Here is a 13,030-nt window from a genome sequence, read left to right on the forward strand (position 1 = left end):
CATGGCCCAGTTTGAACCCGGTCATTTGCATATTGAGCGGCACGCGTTGACGCCGGATGACGTCAGTTACAACGTGTGCCTCGACTATGAAGTGTTTACCGATCCTTCGAAAGTCAAAGGAATACAGTTCACCCTGCATGGCAGCATGCAGGGCAAGGACATGAAGGAAACGTTTTTCCTGCCCAAGGAAGAGGCTTACAACTTCGCCCGCGACGTGACCCGGATCGCCGAGAAGTACGGGATTCCCAAGGCGCACAGCCAGATCGGCTCGGTGCACAAGCATTACGATCTGATGTTTGAAGACATTCGGCAGAAGTTGAATATGCAATCCGGGGATCCGGTCAATCTTGAGCATTTCGAGTAACCCGCAAAAGCCCCTCACCCTAGCCCTCTCCCAAAGGGAGAGGGGACTGATTGGGGGATGCTCTAGAGTTACACCGACCTGACCTTGCTTTACCGAATCCATATTCGACTGGTTCTTTCAGGTCGATGTCAAACCTCAGACACCTCGGTCGGCCCCCTCTCCCTCCGAGAGAGGGCTGGGGTGAGGGGACTGATTGGGAGATGTTGCAGTATTACGCCTACCTGATCCTGCATCACTGAATCCATAATCGACTCGATTTTTCAGGTCGACGTGTAGCGCCAGACACCTCGGTCGACCCCCTCTCCCCCGGGAGAGGGCTGGGGTGAGGGGACTGATTGGGAGATGTTGCAGTATTACGCCTACCTGATCCTGCATCACTGAATCCATAATCGACTCGATTTTTCAGGTCGACGTGTAGCGCCAGACACCTCGGTCGACCCCCTCTCCCCCCGGGAGTGTATGTACCGGACACATGGTGGACGGGTGTTCGGAGACATGGTGGACACATTTTAATAGACACATTGCTCATCACCAAGGAGATGACCTGTGTCCTGGGAAGAGGTGTCCACTGTGCAGCTTCGTTCAGAATTCGTGCTGTTGGCTCGGCAAGAAGGGGCCAATGTTCGGCAGCTTTGCCGTCGATTCAGTATCAGCCCAAGCACTGCCTACAAATGGCTCAACAGGTTTGAAAATCTCGGTGCGCAAGGGTTGATCGATCAGTCTCGACGACCAAAGACGTCACCCAAACGCTGCGCTGAAGAGGTTGAGCAGCAGATTTTGACCGTGAGTCAGGAGTACGCCGCTTGGGGCGCTCGCAAGCTCAAGCGCGTGTTGGAAGACGACGGCAAAGTGATGCCCTCTGTCAGCACCGTGCATGCGGTTTTACAGCGTCATTCGCGCGTTGACCCAAAGGCTGCCGAGGTCAAACCGTTTATCCGGTTCGAGCACGAGGCGCCCAACGATCTTTGGCAAATCGACTTCAAGGGTCATATCAGCCTGAACCACGGACGTTGCCATCCGCTGACGATACTGGACGATCACTCGCGGTTCTCACTGTGCATCGCTGCGTGCGCCAATGAGCAGCGCCGAACCGTTCAGGAGCAACTAATGCGGGCCTTTCGGCTCTACGGTCTGCCTCTGCGCATGACGATGGACAACGGTTCGCCATGGGGTGACCAGACCGGCGTTTATACCGCGCTGGAGGTCTGGCTGATGAGCCAGGGCATCAAGGTCGGCCACTCCCGACCTTATCACCCGCAAACCCAAGGAAAGCTGGAGCGCTTCCACCGCAGCCTGAAAAGGGAAGTCCTGCAAGGCCAACTCTTCATCGATCTGGACGATGCACAACGGGCGTTTGATATCTGGCGTGATATCTACAACCAGAAGCGTCCTCATCAAGCACTGGGCATGCAGGTTCCTGCTACTCGCTACAGCAGCAGCCCGCGGGAATATCAGGAGCAACCGGCGGCGCCTGAGTACGACGATGGAGATGTGGTCAGGAAGGTTCAGGTGAAGGGCGAGATCTACTGGGGCAACCGTGAATACACTGTCGGGAAGGCGTTTTACGGGAGGTCAGTGGCTATCCGGGAAACGACGGAGGACGGCATCCACGATGTCTACTGGAGTAGACATCGTATCGCCCGAATCGACTTGAACTTGCAGATCGTCACGGCAGGTAAGAAGATCTAAAACCGTCCACCATGTCTCCGAACATGTGTCCACCATGTGTCCGGTACATACAGGGAGAGGGCTGGGGTGAGGGTGCTTTTGCTTTCACCTCTCTCCAAGCCCAAGGCATACTTGCCCCCCTCCGCTCTGCAGATCACTGAACCGCCCCATGCGTATCCACGTCAGCTTCATCGACCGCGTCGGCATCACCCAGGAAGTCCTGGCTATCCTCGGTGGGCGCAATCTCAATCTGGATGCGGTGGAGATGATCCCGCCCAACGTCTACATCGACGCGCCGACCCTGAGCCCGCAAGTGCTCGAAGAGCTGAAAGATGCGCTGTTCCGCGTGCTCGGTGTAGAGGCTGTGACCGTGGTCGACATCCTCCCCGGCCAGCGTCGGCACTTGCAGCTCGATGCGTTGCTGGCGGCGATGACCGATCCTGTCTTGGCGCTCGACAGTGCCGGCAAAGTGCTGCTGGCCAACCCGGCGTTGATCGCGTTGTACGGGCGTGAACCGGCCGGTGAAAGCGTCTCTGAACTGTTCAACGATCCCGCCCTGCTCGACAGCTTGCTCGAACACGGCTTCCGTCTGCCACTGCGCGAAATCACCGTCAACGGCCAGACCCTGTTGCTCGACGCCACGCCGATCACCGACGCCGGCGCCCTGCTGACTTTGTATCAACCAAACCGCATCGGCGAACAACTCTCGGCATTGCACCACGACCATGCCGAAGGTTTCGATGCGCTGCTCGGCGAGTCCCCAGCGATCCGCACCCTTAAGGCCCGCGCGCAAAGGGTGGCTGCCCTTGATGCGCCGCTGCTGATTCAAGGCGAAACCGGCACCGGTAAAGAGCTGGTCGCGCGTGCCTGTCACGCGATCAGCGCGCGACACAGTGCACCGTTTCTCGCTCTCAACTGCGCAGCGTTGCCGGAGAACCTCGCGGAAAGCGAACTGTTCGGCTACGCCCCCGGCGCTTTCACCGGCGCGGCGCGCGGCGGTAAACCGGGGCTGATGGAACTGGCCAACCAGGGCACGGTGTTTCTCGACGAGATCGGCGAGATGTCGCCGTATCTGCAGGCCAAGCTGCTGCGCTTCTTGAACGACGGCAGCTTCCGCCGCGTGGGCGGTGATCGCGAGGTGAAGGTCAACGTGCGCATCCTCAGCGCGACCCATCGCAATCTGGAGAAAATGGTCAGCGAAGGTTTGTTCCGCGAAGACCTGTTCTATCGCCTCAACGTGCTCAACGTTGAAGTGCCGCCGCTGCGTGAACGCGGCCAGGATATTTTGCTGTTGGCGCGCTATTTCATGCAGCAGGCCTGCGCGCAGATCCAGCGCCCGGTCTGCCGCCTCGCCCCCGGGACTTACCCGGCGCTGCTCGGCAATCGCTGGCCGGGCAACGTGCGGCAATTGCAGAACGTGATCTTCCGCGCGGCGGCAATTTGCGAGAGCAGCCTGGTGGATATCGGCGATCTCGACATTGCCGGCACCTCGGTCGCGCGTCAGGCCGACAGCGATGTCGATAGCCTTGAACAAGCGGTCGAATCTTTCGAAAAAACGCTGCTGGAAAAACTCTACGTCAGCTACCCCTCGACCCGCCAACTGGCCAGCCGCCTGCAGACTTCGCACACCGCGATCGCCCATCGCCTGCGCAAATACGGCATCCCCAACAAGCCCTGAACACACCATAAATTCCCCTGTGGGAAATGCCCCCCTGTGGGAGCGAGCCTGCTCGCGAAAGCGGTATATCAGCAGAATCATTGGTGACTGACACACCCTCTTCGCGAGCAGGCTCGCTCCCACAGTAGTTAGAGGGTGGATTCGAAGTCGCATTAAAAACGACCTCCAACTGTACTGAAAGCGCTACAGCGGAACGATATCGCTACACACGCCTCGGATCACCGCTGTGCAAGGCTTTGATCCCGTTCAGCTTTTCTCCTCGCCCCAGCCTGTAGCGATTTCGCTACACACCCCAGCTCAAGCCCTCTCACCAAAACAGATAAATTGTTGATTTATATAGATAAGTAAACCTTGGCCGCATTCTTGCTAATCAACCCCTCATAAATAAGGGCCTTCGCGCCCGACTATTCCACCGCGTCCACCAGACGAGTCTGGCCCCCTGAGGAGTTTCCATGAGCGAGTTGCGTTTTACTGAAGATCACGAATGGCTGCGCACCGAAGCTGACGGCAGCGTTACTGTCGGCATCACCGCTTTCGCGCAGAACGCCCTGGGCGACGTGGTGTTCGTGCAACTGCCTGAGCTGCAGGCTTACGACAAAGGCGCCGAAGCCGCCACCGTGGAGTCGGTGAAAGCCGCCAGCGGCGTGTACATGCCTCTGGACGGTGAAGTGCTGGCCACCAACCCGGCACTGGAAGACAGGCCTGAGCTGGTCAACGAAGATCCGCTGGGCGAAGGCTGGTTCTTCCGCTTCCAGCCAAGCGACGCCGCCGCTGTCGGCAAACTGCTCGACCAGGACGCGTACGACCGTCTGATCAAAGCCCAAGCCGAAGCCTGAGGAACACCGACATGACCCAAGTAAACCTCGGCACCGCCAACGAATTCATCGCCCGTCACATCGGCCCGCGCGCCGGTGACGAGCAAGCCATGCTCAACAGCCTCGGCTTCGACTCGCTCGAAGCCCTGAGCGCCAGCGTCATCCCGGAAAGCATCAAGGGCACCAGCGTGCTCGGCATGGACGACGGCCTCAGCGAAGCCGATGCACTGGCGATGATCAAATCCATCGCCGGCAAGAATCAGCTGTTCAAGACTTACATCGGTCAGGGCTACTACAACTGTCACACGCCGTCGCCGATCCTCCGTAACCTCCTGGAAAACCCGGCCTGGTACACCGCTTACACGCCGTACCAGCCAGAAATTTCCCAGGGCCGTCTCGAAGCGCTGCTGAACTTCCAGACCATGATCAGCGACCTCACCGGCCTGCCGATCGCCAACGCTTCCCTGCTCGACGAAGCCACCGCCGCTGCCGAAGCCATGACCTTCTGCAAACGCCTGAGCAAGAACAAGGGCAGCCACCAATTCTTCGCCTCGATCCACAGCCACCCGCAAACCCTCGACGTGCTTCGCACCCGTGCCGAGCCGCTGGGTATCGACGTGGTGGTGGGCGATGAGCGTGAACTGAGCGACGTGACGCCGTTCTTCGGCGCACTGCTGCAATACCCGGCGAGCAACGGTGATGTGTTCGACTACCGCGAACTGACCGAACGCTTCCACGCCGCCAACGCCTTGGTGGCCGTGGCCGCTGACCTGCTGGCCCTGACCCTGCTGACCGCGCCGGGCGAGTTCGGCGCTGACGTCGCCATCGGTTCCGCGCAACGCTTCGGCGTGCCGCTGGGCTTCGGTGGCCCCCACGCCGCTTACTTCTCCACCAAGGATGCGTTCAAGCGCGACATGCCGGGCCGTCTGGTCGGTGTTTCGGTTGACCGTTTCGGCAAGCCGGCGCTGCGTCTGGCGATGCAGACTCGCGAGCAACACATCCGCCGCGAGAAGGCCACGTCGAATATCTGCACCGCACAAGTGCTGCTGGCCAACATCGCCAGCATGTACGCCGTCTACCACGGCCCGAAAGGCCTGACGCAGATCGCCAACCGCGTGCATCACCTGACCGCGATTCTGGCCAAGGGCCTGACCGCGCTGGGCGCGAAAGTCGAACAAGCCAGCTTCTTCGACACCCTGACCGTGGCCACCGGCGCACAAACCGCTGCGCTGCACGACAAGGCGCACGCTGCGCAGATCAACCTGCGCGTGATCGACGCTCAGCGTCTGGGCCTGTCGGTCGACGAAACCACCACCCAGGCTGACATCGAAACCCTGTGGGGCCTGTTCGCCGACGGCAAAACCCTGCCGGACTTCGCTGCCCTCGCTGCTTCCGTGCAGAGCACCATCCCTGCATCGCTGGCACGCCAGTCGCCAATCCTCAGCCACCCGGTGTTCAACCGTTATCACTCGGAAACCGAGCTGATGCGCTACCTGCGCAAACTGGCCGACAAGGACCTGGCACTGGATCGCACCATGATCCCGCTGGGCTCGTGCACCATGAAACTCAACGCCGCCAGCGAAATGATCCCGGTGACCTGGGCTGAATTCGGTGCGCTGCACCCGTTCGCCCCAGCCGCGCAAAGTGCCGGTTATCAGCAACTGACCGACGAGCTGGAAGCGATGCTTTGTGCCGCCACTGGTTACGACGCGATCTCGCTGCAACCGAACGCCGGTTCGCAAGGTGAATACGCTGGCCTGCTGGCGATTCGTGCTTACCACCAGAGCCGTGGCGATGAGCGCCGCGACATCTGCCTGATCCCGTCGTCCGCCCACGGCACCAACCCGGCTACCGCCAACATGGCTGGCATGCGCGTGGTCGTGACCGCGTGCGATGCGCGCGGCAACGTCGACATCGAAGACCTGCGAGCCAAAGCCATCGAGCACCGCGAACACCTCGCCGCGCTGATGATCACTTACCCGTCGACCCACGGCGTGTTCGAAGAAGGCATCCGCGAAATCTGCGGAATCATTCATGACAACGGCGGCCAGGTGTACATCGACGGCGCCAACATGAACGCAATGGTTGGCCTCTGCGCACCGGGTAAGTTCGGCGGCGACGTCTCGCACCTGAACCTGCACAAAACCTTCTGCATCCCCCACGGCGGTGGCGGCCCGGGCGTCGGCCCGATCGGCGTCAAGTCGCACCTGACCCCGTTCCTGCCGGGCCACGGCCAGATGGAGCGCAAGGAAGGCGCGGTCTGCGCGGCACCGTTCGGCAGCGCAAGTATTTTGCCGATCACCTGGATGTACATTCGCATGATGGGTGGCGCCGGCCTGAAGCGCGCTTCGCAACTGGCAATCCTCAACGCCAACTACATTTCCCGTCGCCTCGAAGAGCACTACCCCGTGCTGTACACCGGCAGCAATGGTTTGGTGGCGCACGAGTGCATCCTTGATCTGCGTCCGTTGAAAGACAGCAGCGGCATCAGCGTCGATGACGTCGCCAAGCGCCTGATCGACTTCGGCTTCCACGCGCCGACCATGTCGTTCCCGGTTGCTGGCACGCTGATGATCGAGCCGACCGAAAGTGAATCCAAAGAAGAACTGGATCGCTTCTGCGACGCGATGATCCGCATCCGCGAAGAAATCCGCGCAGTGGAAAACGGCACGCTGGACAAGGACGACAACCCGCTGAAAAACGCTCCGCACACGGCGGCAGAGCTGGTCGGCGAGTGGACTCACCCGTACAGCCGCGAGCAAGCGGTGTACCCGGTTGCGTCGTTGATTGAAGGCAAATACTGGCCGCCGGTCGGTCGTGTCGACAACGTCTTCGGTGATCGCAACCTGGTGTGCGCCTGCCCGTCGATCGAAAGCTACGCTTAAGGAAAGCAGCTGCGAGCTTTGAGCTACAAGCTGCAAGTAAGGGCTGATCTGCTTTTTACTTGCGGTTTGTATCTTGCTGCACGCACTGCGGCGTGAACACGAGCCGCAAGGAAAAGTCGATCCGGCTTTACTTGCAGCTTGCCGCTTGAAGCTCACCACTGCTCCGCAGGAGCCCCCCTCATGTCGTTAAGCGTGTTCGACCTGTTCAAGATTGGCATCGGCCCCTCCAGTTCCCACACTGTCGGCCCGATGCGCGCAGCCGCGCGTTTCGCCGAAGGCCTGCGACGGGAAAACCTGCTGACCACCACCGCCAGCGTGCGCGTTGAACTCTACGGATCCCTCGGCGCCACCGGTAAAGGTCACGGCAGCGACAAAGCCGTGCTGCTCGGCCTCGAAGGCGAACACCCGGACACCGTTGATACCGAAACCGTCGCCGCACGCCTGCAAGAGATTCGCGGCAACGGCCGGCTGAACCTGCTCGGTGAACACAGCATTGCGTTCAACGAGAAAGAACACCTGGCGATGATCCGCAAGCCGCTGGCCTATCACCCCAACGGCATGATCTTCCGCGCCTTCGACGCAGCGGGGATCCAGATCCGCAGCCGCGAGTACTACTCGGTCGGCGGTGGCTTTGTTGTCGACGAGGACGCGGCCGGTGCCGATCGCATCGTCGAAGACGCCACGCAGCTGACCTTCCCGTTCAAAAGTGCCAAGGACTTGCTCAGTCATTGCGCCACCTATGGGCTGTCGATCAGCCAGGTGATGCTGACCAACGAAAGCGCCTGGCGCCCGGAAGCGGAAACCCGCGCCGGCCTGCTGAAAATCTGGCAGGTGATGCAGGACTGCGTGGCTGCAGGTTGCCGTAACGAAGGTATTTTGCCGGGCGGTTTGAAGGTCAAACGGCGTGCCGCAGCGCTGCATCGGCAATTGTGCAAGAACCCGGAATCAGCGCTGCGCGATCCATTGTCGGTGCTCGACTGGGTCAACCTCTACGCACTCGCCGTCAACGAAGAAAACGCCAACGGCGGGCGCGTGGTCACCGCACCCACCAATGGCGCGGCGGGGATCATTCCGGCGGTACTGCATTACTACATGCGCTTTATTCCCGGTGCGAATGATGACGGCGTCGTACGGTTTCTGCTGACCGCAGCGGCCATCGGCATTCTCTACAAGGAAAACGCCTCGATCTCCGGCGCCGAAGTCGGCTGTCAGGGTGAAGTCGGTGTTGCCTGCTCAATGGCGGCCGGTGCGTTGTGCGAAGTGCTCGGTGGCAGCGTGCAGCAAGTCGAGAACGCCGCGGAAATCGGCATGGAGCACAACCTCGGCCTGACCTGCGACCCGATTGGCGGACTGGTGCAAGTGCCATGCATCGAACGCAATGCGATGGGCTCGGTGAAAGCCATCAACGCGGTGCGCATGGCCATGCGCGGCGACGGCCAGCATTTCGTCTCCCTCGACAAAGTCATCCGCACCATGCGCCAGACCGGCGCCGACATGAAAAGCAAATACAAAGAGACCGCCCGCGGCGGTCTGGCGGTCAACATTATCGAATGCTGATCACGAAACGTAACTAGCCCCCTCTCCCTCTGGGAGATAAACGTACCTAACTCCCTCTCCCTCCGGGAGATAAACGTACCTAACTCCCTCTCCCTCCGGGAGAGGGCTGGGGTGAGGGGCATTTGATCTTGATCTTGCCCCCGATCCCGAACCACATTTTCAAGGAGCCACGCATGTCCACCGAACAACTGTCGAAAACCCCGCTGCACGCTCTGCACATCGAACTCGGCGCCCGCATGGTGCCATTCGCCGGCTACGACATGCCGGTGCAATATCCACTCGGCGTGATGAAAGAACACCAGCACACCCGTGAACAGGCCGGGTTGTTCGATGTCTCGCACATGGGCCAGATCCGCCTGACCGGTGCCAATGCCGCCAAAGCCCTGGAAACCCTGGTACCGGTGGACATCATCGACCTGCCGGTGGGCATGCAGCGCTACGCGATGTTCACCAACGAGACCGGCGGCATTCTCGATGACCTGATGGTCGCCAACCTCGGCAACGACGAACTGTTCCTGGTGGTCAACGCCGCGTGCAAGGATCAGGACCTGGCTCACCTGCAAAAACACATCGGCGCTCAGTGCACCATTACGGCGCTGTTCGAAGAGCGCGCGCTCTTGGCACTGCAGGGTCCGGCAGCCGTAACCGTGCTGGCGCGACTGGCTCCCGACGTGGCAAAAATGACGTTCATGCAGTTCAACCGCGTGTCGTTATTGGGCGTGGATTGCTTTGTCAGCCGTTCGGGCTACACCGGTGAAGACGGTTTCGAAATCTCCGTTCCGGCCGCCGATGCGGAAAAACTCGCCCGCGCCCTGCTCGCCGAACCGGAAGTCCAGGCCATTGGCCTAGGCGCCCGCGACTCGCTGCGCCTGGAGGCCGGCCTGTGCCTGTATGGCCACGACATGAACACCGAGACCACGCCGATCGAAGCCAGCCTGCTGTGGGCGATCTCCAAGCCACGCCGTGCTGACGGCGCACGCGCTGGCGGTTTCCCGGGCGCTGAGACCGTGTTCGCCCAGCAACAAAATGGCGTAGCGCGCAAACGTGTAGGCCTGCTGCCACAAGAACGCACCCCGGTGCGCGAAGGCGCAGAAATCGTCAACGAAGCCGGCGAGATCATCGGCAGCGTGTGCAGCGGTGGCTTTGGTCCGACCTTGGGCGGGCCGTTGGCGATGGGTTACCTCGACAGCGCTTATGTCACCCTCGACACACCGGTTTGGGCCATCGTGCGTGGGAAAAAGGTGCAAATGCTTGTAAGCAAAATGCCATTCGTTCCACAACGCTACTATCGCGGTTGAATGACTGTTTCTATAAGTAACGCGATTGCGTAATGCGTGCACTAATGTGTAACGCAATCGCCACAAAAAAGTGCATTTTCTAACATCCGATTCGAATATGAACTTTGCTTATAACGTTCGAAAACAATTGAACAAGCTAATCGTCTAAGCCGCACTAGTGGAATGACTAACTGCCAGCAAGCGCAGGAAAACCGGGGCCTTCGCGGGGCTTGTTTTTTCTCCCGTAGTTGGCGTAGAGTTTGTCCACTGTGTTTGCATGGGTCAGCTTGGAATCGTGACCTGGGCAGTAGCCTACAAGTTAGCTACATCCCGTTCGACGTCTTCTTACTCTCCTGCAACCAGCCCCAGTACTCTTTCATGTGAAGGAGACTGTCATTAATTTTTTGCGTCAAAGGAAATAAGAAATGGCTGAACGTCAGAGCGGTACCGTCAAGTGGTTTAACGACGAGAAAGGTTTTGGTTTTATCACTCCTGAAAGCGGTCCGGATCTGTTCGTGCATTTCCGCGCCATTCAGGGCAACGGCTTCAAAAGCCTGAAAGAAGGCCAGAAAGTGACCTTCGTTGCTGTGCAGGGCCAGAAAGGCATGCAGGCTGACGAAGTACAAGCAGAAGGCTAATCTTCTGTAACGAAAAAGCCCCTGATATTGATATCAGGGGCTTTTTTGTGCGCGCGAATCCGTAAAATGACGCTTCATTTTGCTTCCAGAGGCTGCCATGTCGAAAAACCTGCTCACGCCCCAAGGGGACTTCCCTCCGGTAGGCCTTGGCCGTCGCCTGGCAGCGATGTTCTACGACTTTCTGCTGTGCACCGCCCTGCTCATCGTCACCGGTGGCATCTACAAGATGATTCAGGCGGCGATCATCGGTGAAGAGCGCCTGCGGGTGATGACCGATGCCGGCAAGCTCGACGGTGATCCGCTCTACTCCACCGTACTGCTGTTGGTGCTGTTTGGGTTCTTCGCCAAGTTCTGGACCCATGGCGGGCAGACGCTGGGCATGCAGGTGTGGGGCATTCGCGTGCAGAACGCCAATGGTACGGCGATCAGCCTGTGGCAGGCGCTGTTGCGGTTTATGGTGTCGATTGCGTCGTGGCTGTGCGTGGGGCTGGGATTCTTATGGTCGCTGTATGACAAGCAGAAGCGCACGTGGCACGACATCTATTCCGATACCCGGCTCGTGCGAATTCCGAAAAAGACCAAATAACTTCCGGACGCCAAATACCACTGTGGGAGCGAGCCTGCTCGCGAAGGCGGCGTATCAGTCGATTTCAATGGTGACTGATACACCGCCTTCGCGAGCAGGCTCGCTCCCACAGTTTTTGTGGCGCTTTTCAGAATTTAGGCGTTACCGGCCAGCTTCATCCGTGCGGCCTGGGTGAAATCCAGCATCCGCTTGAGCGGCCGAATAGCCTGCGGAATCAACGCTGGATCGACAAAGATCTCGTTCGTCCCTTCCTTCAAGCTCTTGAGCGTGCGCTCAAGGGTGTTCATGGCCATCCACGGGCAATGTGCGCAACTGCGGCACGCAGCGCCGTTACCGGCGGTTGGCGCTTCGATGAAGACCTTGTCCGGGCACAACTGCTGCATCTTGTAGAAGATGCCACGGTCGGTAGCCACGATCAGCGTCTTGTTCGGCAGGCTCTGCGCGGCAGCGATCAACTGGCTGGTGGAACCGACGGCGTCCGCCAGCTCGATCACCGACGTTGGCGATTCCGGGTGCACCAGAATCGCAGCGTCCGGGTACAGCGCCTTCATGTCTTCGAGCTGCTTGGACTTGAACTCTTCGTGAACGATGCAGGCACCGTCCCAGAGCAGCATGTCCGCGCCGGTCTTGCGCTGGATGTAAGTGCCCAGGTGCTTGTCCGGCCCCCAGATGATGGTCTCGCCGTTGTCCATCAGGCTTTCGACGATTTCCAGCGCGCAACTTGAAGTCACCACCCAATCCGCCCGAGCCTTAACGGCTGCAGAGGTGTTGGCATAGACCACCACCGTACGCTTCGGGTGCTGATCGCAGAACGCCGAGAACTCGTCGACCGGGCAACCCAGGTCGAGCGAGCAAGTCGCCTCCAGCGTGGGCATCAGCACGCGTTTTTCCGGGTTGAGAATCTTCGCGGTTTCGCCCATGAACTTCACGCCGGCAACCACCACAGTCTTCGCCGGGTGAGCGTTGCCGAAGCGGGCCATTTCCAGGGAGTCAGAGACACAGCCACCGGTTTCTTCGGCCAGAGCCTGAATCACCGGGTCGCAATAAAAGTGAGCCACCAACACCGCGTCCTGAGCCTTGAGCTCGGCGGCGATGGCAGAACGGTAATAAGCCTCTTCCTCAGCCGTCAGCGGTTTGGGCTGTTTGGCATCGAGGTGGGCTTGAACCAGAAGGCGTTCGGAAATCTGCGTCATGTTCGCAAGACCTGCAGGCGCGTTCGCGCGAAAGTCGAGTATACACCCGGCTCCGGACCGCTTGAGGGTACCGCCGGGAGAGTGAGTATTATCAGGCACGGACAGCGTTGAAGCTGCGCAAGGCTACAGAATATCCCGTTGATACAAAAGATGATTCTGACCTGCGTCAGCGCTGCGGGTATTGAAAAAACGCATAGCGAAATTGCAGGCAAAAAAAAACCCGGAAATCCTCACTTTCGTGGGCCTTCCGGATTTTCTAAACCGCCAAATATGGTGGGTCGTGTGGGATTCGAACCTACGACCAATTGGTTAAAAGCCAACTGCTCTACCAACTGAGCTAACGACCCGCTGTGTGGTGGCGCGTATAAT

General features: G+C 59.5%; 10 protein-coding genes and 1 tRNA gene. 9 read left to right on the plus strand and 2 right to left on the minus strand.

Going from position 1 to position 13,030, the window contains the following annotated elements:
- Position 1 precedes the first annotated feature (1 nt).
- From RMV17_RS22800 to RMV17_RS22840, 9 genes are all read left to right on the plus strand, one after another.
- On the plus strand, positions 2–364 hold the full coding sequence (locus RMV17_RS22800; protein WP_311882700.1) for a DUF5064 family protein: 363 nt from the start codon (positions 2–4) through the stop codon (positions 362–364).
- 546 nt (positions 365–910) lie between these two features.
- A complete protein-coding gene (locus tag RMV17_RS22805) occupies positions 911–2,053 on the plus strand; it encodes an IS481 family transposase (RefSeq protein ID WP_409373099.1) in 1,143 nt (380 codons plus the stop codon).
- Between the two features lie 148 nt (positions 2,054–2,201).
- Entirely contained in the window at positions 2,202–3,710 is a 1,509-nt protein-coding gene (locus tag RMV17_RS22810) for a sigma-54-dependent transcriptional regulator (protein ID WP_311882702.1), read from the plus strand.
- Between the two features lie 452 nt (positions 3,711–4,162).
- Positions 4,163–4,546 (plus strand): glycine cleavage system protein GcvH, encoded by a 384-nt coding sequence (gene gcvH, locus RMV17_RS22815; RefSeq protein WP_311882704.1) that lies wholly within the window; start codon positions 4,163–4,165, stop codon positions 4,544–4,546.
- An 11-nt stretch (positions 4,547–4,557) separates the two neighbouring features.
- Entirely contained in the window at positions 4,558–7,410 is a 2,853-nt protein-coding gene (gene gcvP, locus RMV17_RS22820; RefSeq protein WP_311882706.1) for an aminomethyl-transferring glycine dehydrogenase, read from the plus strand.
- A 180-nt stretch (positions 7,411–7,590) separates the two neighbouring features.
- On the plus strand, positions 7,591–8,967 hold the full coding sequence (locus tag RMV17_RS22825; RefSeq protein WP_311882708.1) for an L-serine ammonia-lyase: 1,377 nt from the start codon (positions 7,591–7,593) through the stop codon (positions 8,965–8,967).
- A 173-nt stretch (positions 8,968–9,140) separates the two neighbouring features.
- Positions 9,141–10,265, plus strand: coding sequence for a glycine cleavage system aminomethyltransferase GcvT (gcvT, locus tag RMV17_RS22830; RefSeq protein ID WP_311882710.1), 1,125 nt, complete (start codon positions 9,141–9,143; stop codon positions 10,263–10,265).
- 404 nt (positions 10,266–10,669) lie between these two features.
- The gene (locus RMV17_RS22835; protein WP_003365337.1) at positions 10,670–10,882 is read left to right on the plus strand and encodes a cold-shock protein; all 213 of its coding nucleotides are present in this window, start codon (positions 10,670–10,672) and stop codon (positions 10,880–10,882) included.
- A 97-nt stretch (positions 10,883–10,979) separates the two neighbouring features.
- Positions 10,980–11,468 (plus strand): RDD family protein, encoded by a 489-nt coding sequence (locus RMV17_RS22840; protein ID WP_311882713.1) that lies wholly within the window; start codon positions 10,980–10,982, stop codon positions 11,466–11,468.
- A 134-nt stretch (positions 11,469–11,602) separates the two neighbouring features.
- On the opposite strand, the gene nadA is transcribed toward RMV17_RS22840, so the two are convergent.
- Both nadA and RMV17_RS22850 read right to left on the minus strand, forming a co-directional pair.
- Positions 11,603–12,661 (minus strand): quinolinate synthase NadA, encoded by a 1,059-nt coding sequence (gene nadA, locus RMV17_RS22845; protein WP_311882716.1) that lies wholly within the window; start codon positions 12,659–12,661, stop codon positions 11,603–11,605.
- A gap of 271 nt (positions 12,662–12,932) precedes the next feature.
- Positions 12,933–13,008: transfer RNA gene (locus tag RMV17_RS22850), tRNA-Lys, on the minus strand.
- Between the last annotated feature and the right edge of the window lie 22 nt (positions 13,009–13,030).

Origin of the sequence: Pseudomonas sp. VD-NE ins (assembly GCF_031882575.1) — a bacterium.
Taxonomy (GTDB): Bacteria; Pseudomonadota; Gammaproteobacteria; order Pseudomonadales; family Pseudomonadaceae; genus Aquipseudomonas; species Aquipseudomonas fluorescens_BZ.